This window comes from Leifsonia sp. NPDC102414 (genome assembly GCF_044765685.1).
In the GTDB taxonomy this organism is placed as follows: domain Bacteria; phylum Actinomycetota; class Actinomycetes; order Actinomycetales; family Microbacteriaceae; genus Leifsonia.
In genome coordinates, this window is the sequence record NZ_JBIWKN010000002.1 from 786,569 (window position 1) to 807,693 (window position 21,125).

A 21,125-nucleotide genomic window follows, 5' to 3' on the forward strand; every position below is an offset into this window, starting at 1 on the left:
GACCGCTCCGGCAGCGGGAACCCCCGCGGGTTCTGGCGCGACGACGACGGGCGCGGACGGTATCGCGTCGGGCATCCAGGCGCCGATCGGCGCTGCTGTGCCGGTGACGGCCGGTGGCAACGCGGTCAGCGTCCTCGGCGACTCGACGTCGTCGGGTTCGAAGACGACTGCTCCTGCCGCCGGAACCTCGACGGGTTCTGGTGCGACCACCACCGGCGCGAACGGTATCGCGTCGGGCATCCAAGCGCCGATCGGCGCTGCCGTGCCGGTGACGGCCGGCGGCAACGCGGTCAGCGTTCTCGGTGACTCGACCTCGACTGGTTCGACCGCGACTGCTCCAGCAGCCGGGTCGAGCGGCGGCGGTTCCGCGCCGACGACCACGGGGGACAACGGGGTGCTCTCGGGCATCCAGCTCCCCATCGGCGCCGGCGTGCCGGTGACCGCTGGTGGGAATGCGGTGAGCGTTGTGGGCGACAGTTCGTCCAGCGGCGCCGCGACCACGGGTGGAAGCGCCGGGTCTGCGGGATCCCCGTCGACCAGCGGTGACGGTGGCCTGCTCGGGGGCATCCAGCTTCCGGTCGGGCTGGGCATCCCGATGACCGTCGGCGGCAACGCCATCAGCGTCATCGGTGACAGCGGCACCACCGGCGCCACCACGACGCCGACCACGCCGACGACGCCGACCACGCCGACGACGCCGACCACTCCGACGACGCCGACCACCCCGACGACACCGGCCAACCCCGGCACCCCGTCGACCCCCGGTGGCGGCACCGACGGCACCACCACAGCGGCCGACCCCGGCTCCGTCGCCGCCCTCGCCGACGGCGACGCAACGGCGGCCGGGATGCTCGCATCCACCGGCTCCGACGTCTCGGGTCTCGGGGCGCTCGCGGCACTGCTGGCGCTGCTGGGTGTCGTGCTGCTGTTCGCCCGCCGCAACCGTGAGGCTGCAGCGGTGCGGCACCACCGCATCCACTGAGCCCGGCGGGGTTCGAGGAGCTGCCTATTCGGCCAGAACGGGCCGCTTCTCGAACCTCTCGGCCCAGGATGCGGGCAGGTCGCTTCGGCCTGCAGCACGGAACGCGAGGATGGCGGCGCCGGTTCGTCCGGCGTCGCCTCCGAGCTCGCTGCGCACCACGAGCGGGCGCGAACGCCAGGCGAGGCCGTCGCTCATGCGCTCGGTGAGAGGGACCATGAGGGCGTCGCCTGCGCGGGAGAACCCGCCGCCGAGGACGATCACGCCTGGGTCCAGGAGGAGGGTCATGATGTTGAGGCCCTGAGCGAGCACGTCGACGGCTTGCGACCAGACGCGGTCGGCTGTCGGGTCCGTGCCCAGCCGCGCGACGATCTCGCGCGAGCTGAGGTCGCTCCCGCCCGCCGCCGCGTACCGTCGTGCCAGGCCGGCTCCCGACACGTACACCTCCAGGCAGCCGCGCTGGCCGCAGGTGCACTCCTCGCCGCCTGGGATGACCGGGATGTGGCCGAACTCGCCGGCGGCGCCAGTCGCGCCGGTCACCGTGCCGCCCGCTGTGATGAGCGCGGCCGCGACACCGGTGCCGATCGGGACGAGCACGAAGTCGTCGAAGCCGCGTGCGGCGCCGATCAGACGTTCGGCGATCCCGGCCGCACGCACGTCGTGGCCGAGGGCGACGGGCATGTCGAGGGCGGCACGGATGGTGTCCAGGAGGGGAACGTCCCGCCAGTCCAGGTTGGAGGCGTAGAGCACGATCCCGCGCTCCTCGTCAACGATGCCGGGGGTGACGACCCCGGCGCCGATCACGTCGCATCCCGCGTCGGCGGCCAGGTCGCGCAGGTCGTGGAACAGCGAGACCAGGGCCGCCACCACGTCTGCGGACGGGGTGGGCCTGGTCAGCTCGGCGACCGCGTCGCCCGATGCGGACACGACGGCGCCCTTCATGGCGGTGCCGCCGAGGTCGACGGCGAGAACGGCACGATCGCGGACGACCCCGGCGACAGGCTCAGCAGTGGATGCGCTCATGCCGCCACCCGCGCAAGCTCCGCCACCACAGCGGCCACGGCGGCGGAGGACGTCACCATGCGGTACCCGGAGTCGTACACGCTCGGCTCTGCGCCGGCGGCACGGGCAGCGCTCGGCTGCGCTTCGCCGGCCCGGAGGTGCACCTCTGTCACACCGGTGCGGCGCACCAGCTCGGCCACGTTCGCGGCGCGGACGCCGCCACCGGCGAGGATCGTCACCCGGCCGCGCGACCGCACCACCAGCTCGGCGAGCTTCTCCGAGCCGTCGGCGGCGGTCGTCACGCCGCCAGAGGTGAGCACCCTGTCGATTCCGAGTCCGATGAGGTCGTCCAGCGCCGCAGGGAGGTCAGGGGTCTGGTCGAACGCCTTGTGGAACGTGACGGGTGCGTCGCCGCATGCCGCGCGCAGGCGCGAGGCGGCTGCGACGTCGATCGTGCTGTCCGGACGGAGTGCGCCGATCACGAAGCCGAGCGGCACACCGGCGGGGTTGGGCAGCTCGCGGATCGCGCGGATGTCGTCGGCCATCGCCGCCACCTCGGGCTCGCTGTAGACGAAGTCGCCTCCGCGCTGGCGCACCAGCACGTTGACCCCCATTGCGGTCACCTGACGGAGCGCCGCCGCGACCGTGCCGAGCGACGGCGTGATGCCGCCCTCGCTGAGGGCAGCGCACAGTTCGATGCGATCGGCTCCTCCGCGTTCGGCGGCTGCGACGCCGTCGAGGTCGTCCAGGCAGATTTCGAGCAGGGTCACGCGACGCGCTCCAGCGCCGCCGCCAGGTCGCTGCCGACGCCGATCGAGCCGACAGGCACGCCTCCGCCGAGCACGGGCAGGGCGGTGAGCGTCGTCGCGCCGGAGATGTCGGTGCCGAGGGCTTCCAGCACGCGCAGGGCGAGCAGGGTGGTGGCGCGCGGGCTGCCGTCGACGATCTTCATCGAGACGGCCGTGCCGTCGGCCGCTGCGACGCCGATGACACCCTCAGCGCCTCCCTTGGCAAGCGCGCCGGGCACGGTCTCCATCAGGGTCGAGTTCTGGTGGCCGGAGCCGCCGACGTAGAACGGGTGCTCCCGCATCGCGGCCGCGACCTGCGCGGCGGGGGTGCCCGGCTCTGCCTGCACGAGCGCGCGGAAGGACTGGGCGACGCCGCGCACGGTCGTTCCGAAGAGCGGAGCGCCGCAGCCGTCGATCGCGTCCCACTCCACGGGGACCCCTGTCAGCTCGGCCATCGTGGCGCGGACGTGCTGCTGCAGGGGATGCGCGGTGTCCAGGTAGTCGTGTGTCGACCAGCCGTTCACGGCGCAGGCCAGCAGCATCGCGGCGTGCTTGCCCGAGCAGTTCATCCGCACGCGAGCGCGCGGCTCGCCGGCGCGGACCAGCCGCTCGAACGTGCCCTCGTCTTCCGGACGGTCGACGGGGCAGCCGAGCGCCGATTCGTCGAGGCCGGCGCGCTCGAGGATCCCGCGCACGACCCGCACGTGTTCGTCCTCTCCCGTGTGACTGCCGGCGGCGATGGCCAGCTCTTCGCCCGCGAGCGGGGCGCCTGCGGTGAGGCACGCCAGCGCCTGCAGCGGCTTGACCGTCGAGCGGGGCAGGATGACCGCATCCGGAGTGCCGAGCTCGAGCACGGTGGCGCCGGACGGGTCGACGGCGACGAGGCTGCCGAAGTGGCGGCTCTCGATCAGGCCGGAGCGCGTGACAGTGGCCAGCTCGGCGAGCGAGGCGACGGCTGGGGCGACTGCAGGGGTGGCAGCGGGGGCGGGTGACTCAGACATTCGCGGCTTTCGTATCGATGGCGGGGAGGCCGGGCAGCGCCGGCTGGGTCGAAGGGCGTCGGCGGGAGCCGCGTTGCAGACGAGACGCCAGAGCGGAGAGGCTGCCGTTGACCACCAGGTAGATGACCGTCACGGCGATGTAGGTCGGGATCAGCAGGTGCAGGAACGACGCGAGCACCTGACCACGGTAGAGCAGCTCGGTGAAGGCCACGATGTAGCCGAGCGACGTGTCCTTCAGCAGGCTGACGAGCTGGGTGATGAGCGACGGGGCCACATTGCGGAAGGCCTGCGGGAGCACCACGAAGCGCATGGCCTGGGCCCCGCGCATCCCGAGGCTGAGTGCCGCCTCGCGCTGGCCGCGCGGGAGGCTGCCGACGCCGGCGCGCACGATCTCGGCGAAGACGGCGGAGTTGGCGATGGTCAGCGGCACGACCAGCTTCCACAGGGTCGGCAGGTTGATGCCGATCTGGGGGAGGCCGAACAGCATCAGGTAGATCATCAGCAGCACGGGGATGGTGCGCGCGATCTCGATGTACGCGGAGCAGATCCAGCGCAGCCAGCGCTGGTTGCTCATCCGACCGAGGCCGAGGAGCACGCCGAGTGCGCCGCCGAGGACGGCGACGATGGCAGCGGCTTCGAGCGTTCCGAGGAGGCCGACCAGCAGGTACTGCCAGATCGCCCAGTCGGTGAACGGCTGCCAGCGCTCCGGCGCGAACTGCCCGTGCGATGCGAACTGCCAGAGGCCGATGCCGATGACGACGATGAAGACGACGCTGCTGACGACGGAGCCGATCAGGATGTTCCTGCGGCCGCGCGGCCCCGGCTGGTCGTAGATGAACGAGGCGGCGTACGTGCGCTTCTTCCCGCGCTTGGCGCGAGCTGCTCGGGCGGGCCTGGCCGCCGGGCGGTCGGGGATGAGCTGATCCGTCATCGGACGATCGCCACCTTTCGTTCGACCCAGCCGGCCGCGAGGCCGATCGCGAGCGCGATGGCCATGTAGATGAGGCCGGCGCCGGAGAAGATCAGGATGGGCTGCGCGGCGATGAGGTTGATCTTGTTGACCTCTGCGGTGAGCTCGACGACGCCGATCGCAGCGGCGAGAGCCGTGTTCATCGCGAGCGCGATCATCACGTTCCCGATCGGCTGCACGACGGCGCGCAGCGCCTGGGGGATGACCACGAACCGCAGCGACTGCGCCAGCGTGAAGCCGAGAGCTCTGGATGCTTCGACCTGGCCGACCGAGACCGTGTTGACGCCGGAGCGCACGGCTTCTGCGACGTACGCGGCCTCGTAGACGGTGAGCACGATGATGGCGGTGGGGGTCAGGGGGAGGAGGAGGCCGGCGTCCGGGAGTGCGAACACGGCGAGCAGCAGCAGCGCGAGCAGCGGGACGTTGATGAAGAACTGCACGTACAGGAAGGCTGCTGCGCGCAGGATCGAGATGGGGCTGACCCGCGCGACCGTCACGAGAACGCCGAGCACGATCGAGCAGACACCGGCGATGAGCGCCATCATCAGCGTCGTGCCGAGCGCCTGGACGATCGGTCCGAGGTTGTCGATCAGGGGATTCATTGCTCACTCACTGCACGTGGCTACGGGAAGGGGAGATGGTGGGGTGGTGCGAAGGACCTGTTGGTCGGGATGCGCGCGGGCATGTGTGGTCGCGCCGCGCGCATCCCGAGTCGAAGGAGCCCCGAGCCGGGGGAGCAGGGGGCTCCGGTCATGGGCCGGTCAGGAACCGGGGACGGAACCGATCTCCGGCGGGGTCGGGATGGCGGAGTCTGTCACGGTGCCGAGCGTGGTCTTCCACGCCTTGCCCCACTGGCCGCCCTTCTGGATGGTCTTCAGCCAGTCGTTGATGAACGACTTGAAGTCCGAGTCGCCGTGCTGGAGGCCGATGCCGTACGGCTCCTTGGTGAACGGCTCGCCGACGACCTTGATCTGCTTCTCGCTGGCAGCGTCGCTGGCCAGGAGGGTGTAGTCCTGCACGTATGCGTCGCCGCGGCCCTGGATGAGCGCCTGCACGGCGGCGGGGTCGGTCGCGAACGCGGTGACCTTCGCCTTCGGGGCGACCTTCGGCACCTCGGTGACGGCGGGCGTGTTGGCTCCGACGATGACGTTCTTGCCGTCGATGTCCTTGACGCTCTTGATCGTGGTGTTGTCGCTCTTGACGGCGACGGCCAGGCCGGACTCGAAGTACGGGCCGGCGAAGTCGATCTGCGTCGCGCGCTCCTCGGTGATCGTGTACGTGTTGAAGACCACGTCGACGGTGCCGTTCTGCAGCATCGCCTCACGCGTCTCCGACGCCGGGGGCACGATCTCCACGTTCGGCTTGCCCAGGATGTACGTGGCGAGCAGCTTGGCGAGGTCGGCGTCGAAGCCGGTCACCTGGTCGGGGTTCGTCGGGTCCTGCTGCGACAGCAGCGGTGCGTCGAGAGCTTCGGCGACGATCAGCTTGCCGCGCTTCTTGATCTTCTCCATCGTGGAGCCGGGGATGATGAGCGAGGCCTTCGCGACAGGGGCGTCGGTGAAGGGCGAGTCGGCGCTGGACGAGCTGGAGCTCGCGCTCGAGCCGGGGAGGCTGGTGGTGCCGGAGCAGCCGGTGACGACGAGCGTCACGGCGGCCAGCAGGATTCCGGCGGCCGTTGCCTTCCTGCGGGTAATGCTGCGGATCATGTGGTGCGTCCTTTCCAATGGGGGCGATCGGGGATGCGATCGGGTGGTGCAGGGCGAAGCCTTCCGTTCGCTAGTGCGAGAGGACGGAAGCGAGGAACGACTTGGCGCGCTCGGAGCGCGGCGAGTCGAAGAATTCGGCTGGGGTGGCCTGCTCGACGATCTGACCGCGGTCCATGAAGACCACGCGATCGGCGGCGCGGCGGGCGAAGCCCATCTCGTGCGTGACGACGATCATCGTCATGCCCTCCTTGGCGAGCGAGGTCATCACGTCCAGCACCTCGCCGACCATCTCGGGGTCGAGGGCGCTCGTCGGCTCGTCGAAGAGCATGACCTTGGGGTGCATGGCGAGGGCTCGCGCGATGGCGGCGCGCTGCTGCTGGCCGCCGGAGAGCTGGGCGGGGTGGGCGTGCGCCTTGTCGGCGATGCCGACGCGGTCGAGCAGGACCATCGCCTCCTTCTCCGCTTCCGCCTTCTTCGTGCCGCGCACCTTGATCGGGGCGAGCGTCACGTTGTCGAGGATCGTGCGGTGGGCGAAGAGGTTGAACGACTGGAAGACCATGCCGACGTCCGCGCGGAGGCGGGCGAGGCCGGCGCCCTCGACGGGGAGCAGTTCGCCGTCGACGCGGATCTCGCCGGAGTCGATGGTTTCGAGGCGGTTGATCGAGCGGCACAGCGTCGACTTGCCAGAGCCGGACGGGCCGACCACGACCACGACCTCCTGGGGGTGCACGTCCAGGTCGATGTTCTGGAGAACGTGCAGCTCGCCGAAGTGCTTGTCGACGGCGCGCAGGCTCACCATGAGCTGCTGGTCGGTTGCTGCGGTCATGCGGGTTCCTCGCGTCGTCATTGATCTGGCCTGGTCGAGCGGCCGGTGGTCCGGGTTGCGGAAAGCGTACTAAGTGAACCTAGTTTTGCGCAATATTGGAATTACTTAATGCGAAATCGAAGAAAGTCGGTACAGTATCCTCAACTCACACGTGTTCAGAGGAGAGCGAGCTGCGCCATGACCAGCACCATCGACGCACACCAGCTCCACGGCTCGAACGCCGGGGCGATCCTCGACCTGATTCGTTCTGGACACTCGCGCTCCCGCGCCGAGATCGCCCGCAGCACCGGGCTGTCGCCGTCCACGGTCGCCCAGCGCATCGACGCCCTGATCGCCTCCGGCTACATCCGTGAGGCGGGGGAGGGCGTCTCCCAGGGCGGCCGCCGCCCGCGCACCCTCGAAGTCGACCCGAGCAGCGGTGTCGTCTGCTCCGTCGACCTCGGCTCCCACCATGCCACGTTCGGCCTCATCGACCTCTCCGGGCGTCTCATCGCCGTGCGCAACGAGAACATGGACATCGGCCAGGGACCGCAGCGCATCCTGCGCTGGATCATGACCGTCGCCGACGCGCTCGTCGCCGAGCACGCCGAAGCGGGCCAGCGCCTGCGCGGCTACGGGATCGGCCTGCCTGGCCCCGTCGACTCCACGACCGGCCGCATGGTTTCGCCGTCGAGGATGCCAGGCTGGAACGGCGTGGACGTCGCCGCGGCCATGACAGAGCTGAGTGGCCTTCCCGCCGCCACGGACAACGACGCCAACCTGATGGCGCTCGGCGAGCACGACGCCCTCGGCGACGACGTGCAGCACCTCGTCTTCGTCAAGGCCGGATCGAGCATCGGCTGCGGCGTGATCGCGCTCGGCGGGCTCTACCACGGCTACCACGGCATGGCGGGGGACATCAGCCACGTCAGCGTGCCTGGCGCACCACCCGTGCTGTGCTCTTGCGGTCGCACCGGCTGCCTGGATGCGGTGGCGGGGGGAGCAGCGATCGTGCAGGCCCTGCGCGACGCCGGGGTGGAGGTCGCTGACACGAGCGAGGTGCTCGCGCTGGCCAGGGATGCGCATCCACTGGCCACCCAGATGCTGCGCGAAGCAGGCAGCAGGGTCGGCGGCGTGCTCGCGACGATCATGAACTTCTTCAACCCGCAGCGGCTCGTGCTCGGAGGGATCCTCGGCGAGGCGGAGGCGTTCGTCGCCGGCGTGCGCTCGGCGATCTACTTCGAGTGCCTGCCGATGGTGACGGACAACCTCGACATCGCCGTGTCGGTGACGAAGGACAGGGCGGGCATCCGCGGTGCAGGGCGGCTGGTGCTGGACAAGCTGTTCGACGCCGCCGAGATCAACCGCGTGGTGCGGTGAGCCACCCATCGCACGGTGTCGCGATCGTCGGCGCAGGGCGGATGGCGGAGGCGCACGCCCGTGGCTGGCTCGCGCTCGGCGTCCGGGTGCGCGCCGTGGTGTCGCCGCGTCGCCGCCCGTCGCTGCCTGCCGCACCGGATGCGCGCTGGGACACCACCCTCGACGAAGCGCTGACCGATCCTGCCGTCACCATCGTGTCGGTCTGCACCCCGACCCCGACGCATGCAGAGCTCGCGATCCGCGCGCTGGAGGCGGGCAGGAACGTGCTGCTGGAGAAGCCGATCGCGCTGACCGTCGAGGATGCGCGCGCCGTCGCCGCTGCCGCCGACCGCGCGCCCGGCGTGCTGATGGTGGCGCAGGTCGTGCGGTTCTTCCCCGCGTACGCTGAGCTCGCCGAGCGGGTGGCCGCCGGAGGGATCGGGCGGGTGCGCGCGCTGCGCGCCACGCGGCTCACGTCGTCGCCGCACCGGCCGGACTGGCTCGCGGACGAGGAGCAGTCCGGTGGCATGGTGGTCGACTTCGCGATCCACGACTTCGACCAGGCCAACCTGCACTTCGGGGAGCCGGTGGCGGTGACGGCCGTGCGAACCCCTGGCGGATACGGAGCGCCCGTGACGACCACGATCGAGTACCGCGACGGCGGGGTGGCGACCGTGCTCAGCGTCGCCGACCTGCCGGAGGGCTTCGCCTTCAGCACCAGCCTCGACCTGGTCGGCACGGACGGCGTGGATGCGCTGCAGCCGGCCGAGGGCGAGCCGTTCGTCGCGCAGGCGCGCTACTTCCTCGACTGCGTCACAGAGGGCAGCCCGCCGGACCGCTGCCCGACGAGCGCCGCCGTGGATGCGCTCAGGGTCGCGCTGGCGGCGCGGAAGTCGCTGCGCGCATCCACGAGGGTCGTGCTCTAGAGCTCGACGGTCTTGTTCTCGCCGATGTCCGGCGGCGTGTGGGTGACGGCCGCCTTGGCGATCTTGAACACCTTGACGATGCCGGGCTCGTGCGACGCCCAGAACTCCGCCGACTCCGCGCTGACGTGCAGGAGCGCGACGGCTGGATCGTCCTTGCCCTCCGGGAACCACGCCTCCATCGACGGGCTCCACAGCTCGTCCACCTTGTCTCTGTCGTGGACGAGCTCGGCCGTGCCGGCCAGCGACAGGTAGCCCTTTCCCGTGTCGTACGAGACGTTCACCTGGGGATGCGCGTGGATGTCGGCGACCTTCGGGCTCGGGTCCTGGGTGAAGAACCACAGGTCGCCGTCGAACTCGGCCTTCTGGGTGGCGAGCGGCCGGGAGTGCAGGGCGCCGGACGCGGTCTGCGTGGTGAGGAGCGCCACGCGGGACGCCGAGATGAGGCCGGAGATGGTGGCGAGGTCGTCGTCGTGGGTGCTCGTGCTGTCTGTGCTCGTGCTGTCTGTGCTCGTGCTGTCTGTGCTCGTGCTGTCTGTCATTGCCGTCACGCTACCCTCGCGTCGGCGGGATGCAATCGGATGTCGAAATGAGATTATGCATGCATTCCGGTCGTGACCGATCGCCGCTAGGTTTTAGCCATGAAGACCGCCAGGCTCGTCCGCCCCGCCATCGCCATCGCTGCCGCCGTCGTGCTGGCGGCCCTCTCCGGATGCTCGTCGTCCGGGTCGTCCTTCACCGGTTCCTGGGGTGAGGACACCGCTGGACAGCCGTCGCTCACCATCGAGTCGGACGGAACGTTCCACGGAAACGACGGCTGCAACGACATGAGCGGCAAGGGCACGATCTCGGGAGACACCTTCACGTTCGGGCCGTTCGCCTCCACCCTGAAGGCCTGCGAGGGCGTCACGCCGTGGCTCAACCTCGCACACACCGCCAAGGTCGACGGCGACACCCTCACGGTCTACAAGAACGGCGGCGACAAGCTCGGAACCCTCGCTAAGCGCTGACGCACTGGCGCGCTCCCGGCGGCTAAAAGCCGATCGGGCGGCCAGGCGGGAGCGGATCGTCGCGGCCCGTGAACGGGACGCCGTCGTTGTAGATCGCCTCGCGCCGCCCGATCTCGGTGAGGAGCGCCTTATTGAGCATCTCCGACCAGCTGCTGTCCTTCTCCTCGAACGACGTCGAGCGGTAGACGGCCCGTGCCCGGCTGCGCAGCTCCTCCGGGAGATAGAACGTGATCGTCGTGCGGCGCGACAGCCCGCTGCCCTGGACGGGCTGGTTCGCTTCACCCATCTGGCTCCCGGGACATACCGCATCTGATCACTGAACGTGTCACATACTACGGCACACGCCCTCGCTACCGCGACAGCCGTTCGACGATGGAACCGAAAAGCTGGGGGCGGGCGGTGGCGGCAGGCACGATCCTGCCGCGCATCGGCGAGCGGGCCGCCGTCACCAGGCCGGACGTGAGCATGCGGAAGTCGCGCGTCGTCGTCCGCCACGCCCGCTCGTACCGCGCAGGGTCCGCGGCCACCACCGCAGCGACCGCGGCGCGTGCCTGGGCGAAGCCGACGCGCATCCCCTCGCCGGTGAGGGCGTCCACATAGCCGGAGGCGTCTCCGGCCAGCAGCAGGCGGCCGGCGGTGCGCGCCTTCGTGCGCTGCAGCAGCGGGCCGGCCCCGCGCACGGAGCTGACCGCCTCAACGCCGCGCAGCCGCTCGGCGAGCTGCGGGATGCGCGCGAGTGCCGCATCCTGGTCGAGCGGCCGATGGCCGAGCACGGCGACGCCGACGAGGTTGTCGTCCACCGGGGTCACGTACGCCTCGACGTCCGCCGCCCAGTGCACCTCGACGAGGTCCGTCCACGGCGCGATCGCGTAGTGGCGGCGCACCCCGAAGCGGCGGCGCGCATCCCGCTGCGGGCGGCCGTCGAGACCGGCGAGACGGCGGAGCGGGGAGTGAAGTCCGTCTGCCGCGATCAGCCACGGGGCCGTGCGTCTGCCACCCGTGGGATGCGCGGCGTCCGTCGCGAGGATCACCGACACCTCGTCCGTCCCGTTCTCCAGCCCGACGACGCGCGCCCGCTCGACGGTCGCCCCGAGTTCGCGCGCCCGCGTCGCGAGCGCCTGCTGCAGTGTGGTCCGGCGCACGCCGCGCCCCGGCCGCTCCGAGAACTGGTGCTCCACCCGCCTCGTGCCGTCCAGGTAGGCGATCCCGGCCAGCGGATGCCCGGCAGGGTCGACCCCCATCACGTGCAGGGCGGCGAGCGCGCCGGGCATCAAGCCCTCACCGCACGCCTTGTCGATCGGGTCGTCCCTGGCTTCGATCACCAGCACGGCTATCCCGGCCAGCCGCGCCTCGATCGCGCACGCCAGTCCCACCGGGCCTGCCCCGACGACGATCAGGCCGGGCGCGGCGTTCATGCTCGCGCTGGCTCCACCGACGCCAGCGCGCGGTTCTCGCAGGGGATGCGCACCGCCAGCAGCAGCACGGCGTTCAGCACCGTGAACGCGATGGCCGTGATCCACGCGGTGTGCACGAGCGGGAGCGCGAACCCCTCCACCACCACCGCGATGTAGTTCGGGTGCTTCAGCCAGCGGTACGGCCCGCGCGTGACGAGCGGCAGGTCGCGCACGATGATGACGCGGGTGTTCCAGCGTGGTCCGAGGGCGGCGATGCACCACCAGCGCAGGCCCTGGCTGGCCAGCACGAGCACCAGCATCGGCCACCCCAGCCACGGGATGAACGGACGGCCGCCCCACCACACCTCGGCCAGGCAGGCCAGTAGCAGCCCGGTGTGCAGCGCCACCATCGGCGGGAAGTGCCCCTTGCCGTATTCGACGCCGCCGCGCGCGAACGACCAGGCCGCGTTGCGCGACGACACGATCAGCTCGGCGATGCGCTCGCCGCCGGTGGCGAGCACCAGGATCGTGTACAGGATCACGCGGCGGTGCCCATCGCCGTGCCGTCGTCCTCCGGGTCGAGAGCCGCGCCGTCGAGAGCCGCGCGGTCGTGCGACTCCGCGCTCCCGTCCGCCCAGTGCAGCAGCACCAGTTCGGCGGTCACGCCTGGGCCGAGCGCGAAGAGCAGGCCGTTCGTGCCCGGCGCCTGGTGCGCATCCATCAGCTCGGCGAGCACGTGCAGCACCGCGGCAGACGACAGGTTGCCGACCCGTGCCAGCGAGCGCCAGCTCGCGTCGAGGGCGCCGTCCGGCAGGTCGAGTGCCCTGGCGAACGCTTCGAGCACCTTCGGGCCGCCCGGGTGCGCCGCCCAGGCTCCGACGTCGGCGATCGTCAGGTCGTGCGCGGCCAGGAGTCCTTCTGCATCGGAGGCGAAGTTGCGGTCGATGACCTCGGGCACGCCGGCGCTGAGCACGATGCGGAAGCCGGTGCCTCCGATGTCCCAGCCGATCACATCCGCGGTGTCGGGGTAGATGCGGCTGCGGGTGTCGACGATCTCCGGGCCGGGGAGGCCGAGCTGCTTGGCGCGGTTGTCGCCGACCATGATCACCGCTGCCGCCCCATCGCCGAACAGGCCGCTCGCGACGATGTTCGCCATCGAGTCGTCGCTGGCCTGCACGGTGAGCGAGCAGAGCTCGACCGAGAGCAGCACGGCGACTTCGTTCGGGTGGCCGGTGAGGTAGTCGTGGACGCGGGCGATCCCGGCTGCGCCGGCGACGCAGCCCAGCCCGAAGCTCGGCAGCCGTTTGACGTCGGTGCGCAGGCCGAGCCGCTGCACCAGCTGCGCGTCGATCGACGGCGCGGCGATGCCGGTCACCGAGGTGAAGAGGAGGAAGTCCACGTCCGTCGGCTGCAGGCCGGCCGCAGCGAGCGCACCGGTGAGGGCGCGCTCGGCGAGGGTGGTGCCCTCGGCGATGAAGAAGTCGTTGGACTCCTGGAACGACGCGATCGAACTGTACTGTTCGAGCGGCATCACGAGATTGCGCGTCTCCACCCCACTGGATGCGTGGATGCGACGCATGACCGCCTGACGCCCTGGATCGGCGGTGATCATCGCGAGCAGAGCCGCGGTGATCTCGCCCTGGCTGTAACTCCGGTCGGGCACGACCGGAGCCACCGACACGATGCGGCTCACATGCGAAACGTACCACCGTGCGACGGCGGCGCGACCCCGGCGGGGACGATTCCCATGTTGGCCGGTCTCAGCCCCTGTTCCTCGCGGTTCTGACGGCCCAGCGGCCGTCGGTGCGGGTCAGCTCCAGCGGGTAGTCGAGCGTCTCGGAGATGAGCTCGCTGGTGAGCACGTCGTCGGCGGCGCCCTGCGCGACGATGCGGCCGTCGCGGAGCAGCATGGCGTGCGTCGTGGTCGCGGGAAGCTCCTCGAGGTGGTGCGTCACCAGCACGCTCGCCAGGTCGGGATGCTGGGCGCGCAGCCCGTCGATCCGGTCGAGCAGGTGCTCCCTGGCCGCGATGTCGAGCCCGGTGCTCGGCTCGTCCAGCAGCAGCAGGTGCGGGTCGGGCAGGAGGGCGCGGGCGATGAGGGCGCGGCCGCGCTCGCCCTGCGAGAGGACGGGCCAGACCGCGTCGGCGAGGTCGTGCATCCCGAGCAACTGGATGAGCTCGTCCGCTCTGCGCTCCTGCTCCTCGGTCGGCTCCCAGCGCATCATGCGCTCTGTGGTGCCGGTGGCTCCGGTGAGCACCACGTCTCGCACGGTCAGGGGCGAGCGCACCTCGTGCCGCGGGTTGACGTGACCGATCAGGCCGCGCAGCTCGCGCAGGTCGACGCGCCCGAGGCGGCGGCCGAGCACCTCCACTGTTCCCCTGGTGGGATGCACGACGGCGCCGAGCATGCTGAGGATCGTGCTCTTGCCTGCGCCGTTCGAGCCGATCAGCGCCCAGTGCTCTCCGGCGTGCACGCGCATCCCGATCCCGTCGAGGATCGTCCGTCCTCCGCGCACGAAGCCGACACCGTCCACCTGCAGCACCACGCGCTCTTCCACGCGTCTATCGTTCCATGCCCCGGCGGACCCCGATCGGCGCGAGCCGGGATTTGTGCACGCGAAGCGGGGAGCGGCGAGGGGCCAGGGTCAGGCGAGGACGGCGAGCGCGTCGATCTCGACGAGCATCTCGGCGCGGGGGAGGCCGGTGAAGACGGTGGTGCGGGCGGGGAGGACGCCGGATGCGACGCGCGGCGTGACGAACGCGCCGAATGCCTCGTTCATGATCGCGAAGTCCTCGCGCTTGGTCAGGTAGACGCGGAGCATCATCACGTCGTCGAAGGTCGCGCCTCCCGCGGCGAGGATCGCCTCCACGTTCTGCAGCGTGCGGGTGGTCTGCGCCGCCACGTCGTCCGGGAAGAGGTACGCGTTGGTCGCCGGGTCGACGGGGCCCTGGCCGGAGACCTGCAGGAACGGTCCGCGCTGCACCCCCTGAGAGAAGGTGTGCGCTGGGGCGGGAGCGTCCGACGTGACGATGGCGGTGCGGTCAGTCATGGGTGTCCTTTCGAGACGGTGGGGATGCGGGAGGAAGGAAGGGGGCGTCGCCGGCGAAGCCGAGCTGGGCGGAGATGCGGGCTGTGGCGTCGTGCAGCGCAGGCAGCAGCCCGAGCACGCCCTCGTACGGCAGCACGACGTTCGGCACGGACACGGACACCGCAGCGGCGATCCGCCCGTCCGCGCCGAACACCGGCGCGCCGACGCAGTTCATGAACGTCTCGTGCTCCTCGTGGTCCTGCGCCCAGCCGCGCGCTGCGCTGCGCCGCACTTCTTCGACGAGCTCGGCCGCCGAGCCGATCGTGTTGCCGGTGAACCGTTCGTAGTCGACCGCGGATGCGATGCGCGCCAGCTCTGCGTCGTCCAGCCCGCCGAGCAGCACCTTCGCGACTGCCGTCGCGTGCAGCGCGGCAGGGAGCCCGACGCGTGAGTACATCCGCAGCGGCTGCCTGGACTCGACTTTGTCGATGTACGTCACCGTCCCCGCGTCGTACGCGGCGAGGTGCACGGTCTGGCCGGTGTCAGCGCCGAGGGCGCGCAGGACGGGCGAGGCGACGCCGCGCACATCCCGCGAGTCGAGGGAGGTCTGGGCGAGCTGGAAGACCGCCGACCCCACGTGGTAGCGGTACTCGGCGTCGCGGGTGACGTAACCGTGCTCCTCCAGCGTCCTGAGCAGCCGCAGCACGGTGGTCTTGTGCACGCCGACCGCGTCCGCGAGCGCGTCGAGACTGCCTGTGCCGTTCGCGACGAGGTCGAGCAGCTCGAGGGCGCGGGAGAGCGACTGGCTCACGTGGCCGACCGCCACGGGATCTCGCCGGGGTGAACGCGCCAGCGCGACCAGGTGTCGTCGTCTGCGTCCGCGATCAGGGCGCGCTCTCGTGCATCCGGGACCGTCAGAGGGCGGTCGCCGTGCCCGATCAGGGTCAGCGCGGCCAGCGCGTGGCCGATCCGCAGGCACGTGGCGGCGTCGCGGCCCTCCGCGAGCCCGGCCAGGTATCCCGCGGCGAAGGCGTCGCCGGCGCCGACAGGCTCGACGACCTCCACGGTCAGGCACGGCACGTGGATCTCCTCGCCGTCCCGCAGGTAGCTGGATGCGCGGCGCGCGTCGTCCTTGAGCACCACCCGTTCGAGCAGGGGATGCGCGTCGAACAACCGCTGCGGGTCGCTGTGCCCGAAGTGCCTCTCGGCTTCGTCTGCGCCGAGGAACAGCGTGTCCGCCTGGCCGACGAGCGCGTCGAGCGGCGCGGTGTCCCTGCCCTGCCAGAGCCGCGGCCGGTGGTTGAGGTCGACGCTGATCGTGGTCTGCTCGCCGGTGAGTTCGCGAAGAGCGGAGACTGCCTCGGCGGCGCTTGCGGAAATGGCGGCCGTGATGCCGCTGGTGTGCACGATCGCCGCGTCGCGCAGGATGCTCGCGGCCGGTTCGGCAGTGAGACTGTCGCGGCCGATGGCGGAGGCCGCGGAGCCGCGGCGGTAGTAGTGCATCCGCGTGCCTGCGCCGTCCGGGCCGTTGGTGGTCTCCTTGACGTAGATGCCGGTGGGGCGGTCGTCGTCGGTGTCGACCGCCGACAGGTCGAGCCCGGCGTCGGAGGCGGTGGCGCGGATGCGCTCGCCGAAGCCGTCATCGCCGAGGCGGGAGATCCAGGCGGTCGGCAGCCCCATCCGCGCCAGGGAGGTGGCGACGTTGAACTCCGCGCCGCCGACGTCGGAGCCGAAGGTCTCCGCCTCGGCGAGCGGGCGGTGGGCTTCCGGGTAGAGGACGACCATGGCCTCGCCGATCGTCACCAGTGCGCCCACTCGCTCCTCTTCTCGGTCTCGTGCCGACGGCTGCAGCCGCTCCTGCTGCTGCGGGGTTCCGTCGGGGATGGTCGTCATGCTAGAACAGAGGCAACAGTTTACGCAATCAGCGTTGCGCTATATGCAACGCGCGAAGGAGTCGTGTGCTCGCCAGCAAGGCCGTGCCGCTCGCATACGCGGTGGAGGACATCACGGCGCTCCCCGACCGCCGGCCCCCGCTGATCGGCTTCCCCACACCGCTCGTCACGGTGAGTGAGGCCGCTGTGCAGCACAACCTCGCCACGATGGCCGCCTGGTGCGCCTCTGCAGGCGTCGGCATCGCGCCGCACGGCAAGACGACCATGAACCGCGAACTCTGGCAGCGCCAGCTCGACGCCGGTGCCTGGGGCATCACGGTCGCGACCCCGTGGCAGCTCTCGGTCGCCGTCGAGTGGGGCGTCCCGCGCATCATGCTCGCCAACGCGCTGGTGCAGCCTGACGCACTCCGGTACGTGGCGCCGCACGCCGAACGGGTGCTGGTGTGGGCGGACTCGGTGCGCGCGGTGCAGATCATGGACACGGTGCTGGCAGAGACGGCGGAGCACGCCGCGCCGGCCGCGCAGTCCAGGCTCGGCGTCCTCATCGAGCTCGGCGCGCCCGGCGGCCGCACAGGGGCGCGCACCGTGGAGGACGCACTGGCCGTTGCGAAGGAGGTCGCCGCATCCACCGGCCTGCGGCTGGCCGGTGTCGCCGGCTACGAGGGCGCGCTCGCTCACGACGGATCAGACGCGGCGCTCGCCGTGGTGCGCTCCTACCTGCAGCGGATGCTCGACCTGCACGACGCCATCGACGGCGCAGGGCTCTACCAGGGCGACGCCCCCGTGATCCTGACCGCGGGCGGCAGCGCATACTTCGACGTCGTGGCCGAGGTGCTCGCGCCCCGCCGCGACCTCGCAGGCGAGCGAGGGAGGCCGGTCGACGTGCTGCTGCGCTCCGGCGCGTACATCACGCACGACGACGGCTTCTACAGCGGCATCACGCCGCTCCGCCGAGGGCCGGGAGAGGAGTTCCGCTCCGCGATCCACGGCTGGGCCACGGTCGTGTCCCGCCCGGAGCCCTGGCTGGTCCTGGTGGATGCAGGCAAGCGCGACTTCCCGTACGACGAGGGCCTCCCGGTGCCGCAGGCGCTGCGCCGGTTCGGCGAGCACACGGCGACGCCGTTCGACGGCGCCGTCGCCACGGCGATGAACGACCAGCACACCTTCGTTCGCGTGCCGGAGTCGGCCGTGGTGGAGGTGGGTGACGTGATCCGGTTCGGCCTGTCGCACCCGTGCACCACGTTCGACAAGTGGCGGGCGCTTCCGGTGGTGGACGACGTGACGGCGGAGACGCCGCAGGTCATCGGCCTGCTGGAGACGGCCTTCGGATGACGACCACCCCCGCACCCCCAGGAGCAAGATGAACGACACCGACCCCGCCCTCCTCAGCACTCTGCGCGCCGACCGCGCCCTCACCGTGGTGCGCGCCCCGCGCATCGACGACCCGGCCGCCCTGTGCGCAGCTCTGGTCTCCGGGGGGATCCGCACGGTCGAGTTCACCTTCACGACCCCCGGCGTCGAGCAGATCGTGGCAGAGGCCGTCGCCGTTGCGGCCGCCGCGGCCGAGCAGGGAGGCGCAGCCGCGCTGGTCGGCGCCGGCACCGTCACCGACGAGGCCAAGGCGGAGGCCGCCATCGCCGCGGGCGCCCGCTTCATCGTGACGCCAGGACTGCACGACGGCGTCGCAGCGATCTGCCGGGAGGCGGGCATCCCGTTCCTCCTCGGAGCGCTCAGCCCCAGCGAGGTGATGCGCGCGGTCGAGGCCGGCGCCGCCGCCGTGAAGATCTTCCCCGCCTCGCTGGTCGGCCCCGGCTACCTGAAAGACCTGGCCGGTCCCTTCCCCGGCGTTCCCTTCGTTCCGTCGGGCGGGCTGCACGCCGACAACGCCGCCGCGTGGGTGCAGGCGGGCGCGCTCGCCGTCACCGCTGGATCGAGCGTCGTGTCTGCGGCGGCCATCGAGGCGGCCGATTGGTCAGCGGTCACCGACCGCGCCGCCGCGTTCGTGGCGGCGGCGAAGGGATCGTGAGCCGCGCATCCAGCGCAGTGCGGCCCACGCTGCTGCGTGGCGGCCTGGTGCTCGACGGCACCGGTCGCCCAGGCCGGCGCGCTGACGTGCTGCTGCAGGGCGACAGGATCGCGGCGGTGGGCGAGCACCTCGACACCACCGGCGTCCGCATCGTCGACGCGGACGGGCTCGCCGTCGCCCCCGGCTTCATCGACATGCACGCGCACTCGGACCTCGCCGTCCTCTCCAACAGCGCACATCTCGCCAAGGTCTCCCAGGGCGTCACCACCGAGGTCGTCGGCCAGGACGGCCTCTCATACGCGCCGACTACCGACGAGACGATGCCGGTCCTCCTCGAACAGCTCGCCGGCTGGAACGGCGTCCCCGACCTCGAATACTCCTGGCGTAGCGTGGCCGGCTACCTGGCGGCCGTGGATGCGCGGGGCCCGGCCGCCAACGTCGCCTACCTCATCCCGCAGGGCTCCGTCCGCATGGCCGTGGTCGGCAACGAGCGCCGCCCGGCCACCCCGGACGAAGTCGACCGGATGCGCGCCATCGTTGCCCAGGGGATGCGCGATGGAGCGTTCGGCCTGTCCTCCGGCCTCACCTACGTGCCGGGGATGTTCGCGGACACCGCAGAGCTCGCCGCCCTCTGCGCCGTGGTCGCCCGGCACGGCGGCTTCTACGCGCCGCACCAGCGGTCGTACGGCGCCGGCGCGCTCGACGCGTACGCCGAGGTGATCGACATCGCCCGCAGCTCCGGGTGCGCGCTGCACCTCACGCACGCCACCATGAACTTCGGCGTCAACCGGGGCCGCGCGTCCGAGCTGGTCGCGCTGATCGACAGCGCACTCGCGGACGGCGTCGACATCACGCTCGACACCTACCCGTACCTGGCCGGGTCCACCACGCTCTCTGCGCTGCTGCCGAGCTGGGCGGCGGTCGGCGGTCCGGAGGCCACCATCGCCCGCCTCGGCGACCAGGAGGTGCAGGCGCGGGTCGCCCACGAGCTCGAGGTGGTCGGCACGGACGGCTGCCACGGCGTCCCCGTCGACTGGGCGACCATCGAGATCTCCGGCGTTCGCGACCAGGCGTTGGCCTCCGCGGTCGGCTGTAGCATCTCCGCCATCGCCGCCGACCGGGGCGCCCCGCCATCGTCTGTGTATCTGGAACTGCTCGTCGCCGACCGGCTGGGCACGAGCATCCTGCAGCATGTCGGCGACGAGCAGAACGTCCGCACGATGATGCGCCACCAGCGCCACACCGGGGGAAGCGACGGGATCCTGGTCGGCGCCAAGCCGCACCCGCGGTCGTGGGGCACCTTCCCGCGCTACCTCGGCCACTACGTGCGCGAGGAGGGGGTGCTGACGCTGGAGGACGCGATCGTGCACCTGTCGGCTCGCCCGGCTGCGCGCCTCGGCCTGACGGACAGGGGCAGGATCGCCCCCGGCCTCACGGCCGACCTGGTGCTGTTCGACCCCGCCACCGTCGCCGACCGCGCGACGTACGCCGACCCTCGGCAGCAGGCGGCGGGCATCCCATGGGTGTTCGTGGCAGGACGCCCTGTGCTGGCCGACGGGATGCGCACGGACGAGACGCCGGGCCGCGCGTTGCGTAGAGTCGCGGTGTGAGCAGCGAGACACCTCAGACCCGGACGACTCAGTCCGGCCGCCGCGCCTTCCTCATCCTGCACGGCTGGGACAACTTCCGTCCTCCCGGCCACTGGCAGCACGAACTCGCCTCCGCTCTGCGGTCGCGCGGCGAACGGGTGGTGTACCCGCAGCTCCCGGATGCGGCGCACCCCGACGTGGCGGCGTGGCAGGCCGCGGTGGCCGCGGCGCTGGAGGAGGCGGCGGACGGCGACGACGGCGGCGACGACACCGGCCGCGTCCGTGTCACCGTGCTCGCGCACAGCCTGTCCTGCCTGCTCTGGCTCGGAGCGCGCCCGCCGGAGGACACCGTCGAGCGCGTGCTGCTCGTCGCCCCGCCGGCGCCGTCCTTCATCGCCGACGAGCCGGAGATCGCCGCGTTCGCCGCCCTGCCGCTGACCGCCCCTGGCACACCGGCCCAGATCGCCGCCTCGGACGCAGACCCGTTCTGCCCGGAGGGGGCGCAGGCCGTGTTCGGCGCGCCGCTGGGGATCCCGGTCACAATCATCCCGGGCGGCGGACACCTGGAGCGCACGGCCGGATACGGAGAGTGGCCGTCGGTTCTCGACTGGTGTCTCGATCCGACGGCCACTCTCGTGCCCAATGCGTGAGG

General features: G+C 71.4%; 24 protein-coding genes. 8 read left to right on the forward strand and 16 right to left on the reverse strand.

Annotated features, from left to right (window positions below):
• The coding region (locus ACIRCZ_RS12250; protein WP_402853384.1) for an LPXTG cell wall anchor domain-containing protein at positions 1 to 982 on the forward strand (982 nt) is incomplete at its 5' end.
• Positions 983 to 1,006: 24 nt separating this feature from the next.
• Here the strand turns inward: ACIRCZ_RS12250 and ACIRCZ_RS12255 are convergent.
• The 7 genes from ACIRCZ_RS12255 to ACIRCZ_RS12285 all read right to left on the reverse strand — a co-directional run bounded on the left by ACIRCZ_RS12255 (position 1,007) and on the right by ACIRCZ_RS12285 (position 7,245).
• On the reverse strand, positions 1,007 to 2,002 hold the full coding sequence (locus tag ACIRCZ_RS12255) for an ROK family protein (RefSeq protein WP_055896844.1): 996 nt from the start codon (positions 2,000 to 2,002) through the stop codon (positions 1,007 to 1,009).
• Positions 1,999 to 2,751: a copper homeostasis protein CutC gene (locus ACIRCZ_RS12260; protein ID WP_402853388.1), complete on the reverse strand. Its 753-nt coding sequence runs from the start codon at positions 2,749 to 2,751 to the stop codon at positions 1,999 to 2,001. Before ACIRCZ_RS12260 ends, ACIRCZ_RS12255 begins: the two co-directional genes overlap by 4 nt.
• Positions 2,748 to 3,770: an asparaginase gene (locus ACIRCZ_RS12265; RefSeq protein ID WP_402853391.1), complete on the reverse strand. Its 1,023-nt coding sequence runs from the start codon at positions 3,768 to 3,770 to the stop codon at positions 2,748 to 2,750. Before ACIRCZ_RS12265 ends, ACIRCZ_RS12260 begins: the two co-directional genes overlap by 4 nt.
• Positions 3,763 to 4,701: an amino acid ABC transporter permease gene (locus ACIRCZ_RS12270; protein WP_402853394.1), complete on the reverse strand. Its 939-nt coding sequence runs from the start codon at positions 4,699 to 4,701 to the stop codon at positions 3,763 to 3,765. Before ACIRCZ_RS12270 ends, ACIRCZ_RS12265 begins: the two co-directional genes overlap by 8 nt.
• A complete protein-coding gene (locus ACIRCZ_RS12275) occupies positions 4,698 to 5,342 on the reverse strand; it encodes an amino acid ABC transporter permease (RefSeq protein WP_402853397.1) in 645 nt (214 codons plus the stop codon). The genes ACIRCZ_RS12270 and ACIRCZ_RS12275 overlap by 4 nt, the downstream gene beginning before the upstream one ends.
• Positions 5,343 to 5,501: 159 nt before the next feature.
• Positions 5,502 to 6,446, reverse strand: a complete 945-nt coding sequence (locus ACIRCZ_RS12280) for a glutamate ABC transporter substrate-binding protein (protein WP_055896832.1) — start codon at positions 6,444 to 6,446, stop codon at positions 5,502 to 5,504.
• A gap of 70 nt (positions 6,447 to 6,516) precedes the next feature.
• Positions 6,517 to 7,245 (reverse strand): amino acid ABC transporter ATP-binding protein, encoded by a 729-nt coding sequence (locus ACIRCZ_RS12285; RefSeq protein ID WP_157480470.1) that lies wholly within the window; start codon positions 7,243 to 7,245, stop codon positions 6,517 to 6,519.
• A 204-nt stretch (positions 7,246 to 7,449) separates the two neighbouring features.
• On the opposite strand from ACIRCZ_RS12285, the gene ACIRCZ_RS12290 reads away from it, so the two are divergent.
• Positions 7,450 to 8,631: an ROK family transcriptional regulator gene (locus ACIRCZ_RS12290; RefSeq protein ID WP_055896827.1), complete on the forward strand. Its 1,182-nt coding sequence runs from the start codon at positions 7,450 to 7,452 to the stop codon at positions 8,629 to 8,631.
• Positions 8,628 to 9,536 carry a Gfo/Idh/MocA family protein gene (locus ACIRCZ_RS12295; RefSeq protein ID WP_402853401.1) on the forward strand — a complete coding sequence of 303 codons (909 nt, stop codon included), beginning with the start codon at positions 8,628 to 8,630 and terminating at the stop codon, positions 9,534 to 9,536. The genes ACIRCZ_RS12290 and ACIRCZ_RS12295 overlap by 4 nt, the downstream gene beginning before the upstream one ends.
• On the opposite strand, the gene ACIRCZ_RS12300 is transcribed toward ACIRCZ_RS12295, so the two are convergent.
• Positions 9,533 to 10,075, reverse strand: a complete 543-nt coding sequence (locus tag ACIRCZ_RS12300; protein WP_402853404.1) for a pyridoxamine 5'-phosphate oxidase family protein — start codon at positions 10,073 to 10,075, stop codon at positions 9,533 to 9,535. The genes ACIRCZ_RS12295 and ACIRCZ_RS12300 overlap by 4 nt on opposite strands.
• Positions 10,076 to 10,174: 99 nt before the next feature.
• Between ACIRCZ_RS12300 and ACIRCZ_RS12305 the strand changes: the two genes are divergently transcribed.
• On the forward strand, positions 10,175 to 10,543 hold the full coding sequence (locus tag ACIRCZ_RS12305) for an META domain-containing protein (protein ID WP_402853407.1): 369 nt from the start codon (positions 10,175 to 10,177) through the stop codon (positions 10,541 to 10,543).
• 22 nt (positions 10,544 to 10,565) lie between these two features.
• Here ACIRCZ_RS12305 and ACIRCZ_RS12310 read toward each other — a convergent pair whose 3' ends face one another.
• The 8 genes from ACIRCZ_RS12310 to ACIRCZ_RS12345 form a co-directional block, all read right to left on the reverse strand.
• Positions 10,566 to 10,829, reverse strand: a complete 264-nt coding sequence (locus tag ACIRCZ_RS12310) for a hypothetical protein (RefSeq protein ID WP_055896818.1) — start codon at positions 10,827 to 10,829, stop codon at positions 10,566 to 10,568.
• 64 nt (positions 10,830 to 10,893) lie between these two features.
• Entirely contained in the window at positions 10,894 to 11,958 is a 1,065-nt protein-coding gene (locus ACIRCZ_RS12315) for an NAD(P)/FAD-dependent oxidoreductase (protein WP_055896815.1), read from the reverse strand.
• Positions 11,955 to 12,479 carry an isoprenylcysteine carboxyl methyltransferase family protein gene (locus ACIRCZ_RS12320; protein ID WP_402853412.1) on the reverse strand — a complete coding sequence of 175 codons (525 nt, stop codon included), beginning with the start codon at positions 12,477 to 12,479 and terminating at the stop codon, positions 11,955 to 11,957. The genes ACIRCZ_RS12315 and ACIRCZ_RS12320 overlap by 4 nt, the downstream gene beginning before the upstream one ends.
• Complete coding sequence (locus ACIRCZ_RS12325) at positions 12,476 to 13,630, reverse strand: type III polyketide synthase (protein WP_402853415.1); 1,155 nt, start codon at positions 13,628 to 13,630, stop codon at positions 12,476 to 12,478. Before ACIRCZ_RS12325 ends, ACIRCZ_RS12320 begins: the two co-directional genes overlap by 4 nt.
• Before the next feature lie 67 nt (positions 13,631 to 13,697).
• Positions 13,698 to 14,495: an ABC transporter ATP-binding protein gene (locus ACIRCZ_RS12330; protein ID WP_402853418.1), complete on the reverse strand. Its 798-nt coding sequence runs from the start codon at positions 14,493 to 14,495 to the stop codon at positions 13,698 to 13,700.
• Between the two features lie 87 nt (positions 14,496 to 14,582).
• Positions 14,583 to 14,987 (reverse strand): RidA family protein, encoded by a 405-nt coding sequence (locus ACIRCZ_RS12335; RefSeq protein WP_402853421.1) that lies wholly within the window; start codon positions 14,985 to 14,987, stop codon positions 14,583 to 14,585.
• Entirely contained in the window at positions 14,980 to 15,792 is an 813-nt protein-coding gene (locus tag ACIRCZ_RS12340) for an IclR family transcriptional regulator (protein WP_402853424.1), read from the reverse strand. Before ACIRCZ_RS12340 ends, ACIRCZ_RS12335 begins: the two co-directional genes overlap by 8 nt.
• Positions 15,774 to 16,859: a sugar kinase gene (locus ACIRCZ_RS12345; RefSeq protein WP_402853427.1), complete on the reverse strand. Its 1,086-nt coding sequence runs from the start codon at positions 16,857 to 16,859 to the stop codon at positions 15,774 to 15,776. Before ACIRCZ_RS12345 ends, ACIRCZ_RS12340 begins: the two co-directional genes overlap by 19 nt.
• 65 nt (positions 16,860 to 16,924) lie before the next feature.
• Here ACIRCZ_RS12345 and ACIRCZ_RS12350 point away from each other — a divergent pair, with 65 nt between their 5' ends.
• The 4 genes from ACIRCZ_RS12350 to ACIRCZ_RS12365 are packed head-to-tail and all read left to right on the forward strand — an operon-like array spanning position 16,925 to position 21,123.
• Positions 16,925 to 18,190 (forward strand): alanine racemase, encoded by a 1,266-nt coding sequence (locus ACIRCZ_RS12350; protein ID WP_402853430.1) that lies wholly within the window; start codon positions 16,925 to 16,927, stop codon positions 18,188 to 18,190.
• Between the two features lie 28 nt (positions 18,191 to 18,218).
• Positions 18,219 to 18,884: a bifunctional 4-hydroxy-2-oxoglutarate aldolase/2-dehydro-3-deoxy-phosphogluconate aldolase gene (locus ACIRCZ_RS12355; protein WP_402853433.1), complete on the forward strand. Its 666-nt coding sequence runs from the start codon at positions 18,219 to 18,221 to the stop codon at positions 18,882 to 18,884.
• Positions 18,881 to 20,494 (forward strand): amidohydrolase family protein, encoded by a 1,614-nt coding sequence (locus tag ACIRCZ_RS12360; protein ID WP_402853436.1) that lies wholly within the window; start codon positions 18,881 to 18,883, stop codon positions 20,492 to 20,494. The genes ACIRCZ_RS12355 and ACIRCZ_RS12360 overlap by 4 nt, the downstream gene beginning before the upstream one ends.
• Positions 20,491 to 21,123 carry an RBBP9/YdeN family alpha/beta hydrolase gene (locus ACIRCZ_RS12365; protein WP_402853439.1) on the forward strand — a complete coding sequence of 211 codons (633 nt, stop codon included), beginning with the start codon at positions 20,491 to 20,493 and terminating at the stop codon, positions 21,121 to 21,123. The genes ACIRCZ_RS12360 and ACIRCZ_RS12365 overlap by 4 nt, the downstream gene beginning before the upstream one ends.
• Positions 21,124 to 21,125 lie beyond the last annotated feature (2 nt).

What these genes read in the sequence shown, in the direction of transcription:
- ACIRCZ_RS12255 (WP_055896844.1), bottom strand. Translation starts at nt 2,002, where the DNA reads ATGAGCGCATCCACTGCTGAGCCTGTCGCCGGGGTCGTCCGCGATCGT.
- ACIRCZ_RS12265 (WP_402853391.1), bottom strand. Translation starts at nt 3,770, where the DNA reads ATGTCTGAGTCACCCGCCCCCGCTGCCACCCCTGCAGTCGCCCCAGCC.
- ACIRCZ_RS12270 (WP_402853394.1), bottom strand. Translation starts at nt 4,701, where the DNA reads ATGACGGATCAGCTCATCCCCGACCGCCCGGCGGCCAGGCCCGCCCGA.
- ACIRCZ_RS12275 (WP_402853397.1), bottom strand. Translation starts at nt 5,342, where the DNA reads ATGAATCCCCTGATCGACAACCTCGGACCGATCGTCCAGGCGCTCGGC.
- ACIRCZ_RS12280 (WP_055896832.1), bottom strand. Translation starts at nt 6,446, where the DNA reads ATGATCCGCAGCATTACCCGCAGGAAGGCAACGGCCGCCGGAATCCTG.
- ACIRCZ_RS12285 (WP_157480470.1), bottom strand. Translation starts at nt 7,245, where the DNA reads ATGGTGAGCCTGCGCGCCGTCGACAAGCACTTCGGCGAGCTGCACGTT.
- ACIRCZ_RS12290 (WP_055896827.1), top strand. Translation starts at nt 7,450, where the DNA reads ATGACCAGCACCATCGACGCACACCAGCTCCACGGCTCGAACGCCGGG.
- ACIRCZ_RS12300 (WP_402853404.1), bottom strand. Translation starts at nt 10,075, where the DNA reads ATGACAGACAGCACGAGCACAGACAGCACGAGCACAGACAGCACGAGC.
- ACIRCZ_RS12305 (WP_402853407.1), top strand. Translation starts at nt 10,175, where the DNA reads ATGAAGACCGCCAGGCTCGTCCGCCCCGCCATCGCCATCGCTGCCGCC.
- ACIRCZ_RS12310 (WP_055896818.1), bottom strand. Translation starts at nt 10,829, where the DNA reads ATGGGTGAAGCGAACCAGCCCGTCCAGGGCAGCGGGCTGTCGCGCCGC.
- ACIRCZ_RS12315 (WP_055896815.1), bottom strand. Translation starts at nt 11,958, where the DNA reads ATGAACGCCGCGCCCGGCCTGATCGTCGTCGGGGCAGGCCCGGTGGGA.
- ACIRCZ_RS12335 (WP_402853421.1), bottom strand. Translation starts at nt 14,987, where the DNA reads ATGACTGACCGCACCGCCATCGTCACGTCGGACGCTCCCGCCCCAGCG.
- ACIRCZ_RS12345 (WP_402853427.1), bottom strand. Translation starts at nt 16,859, where the DNA reads ATGACGACCATCCCCGACGGAACCCCGCAGCAGCAGGAGCGGCTGCAG.
- ACIRCZ_RS12355 (WP_402853433.1), top strand. Translation starts at nt 18,219, where the DNA reads ATGAACGACACCGACCCCGCCCTCCTCAGCACTCTGCGCGCCGACCGC.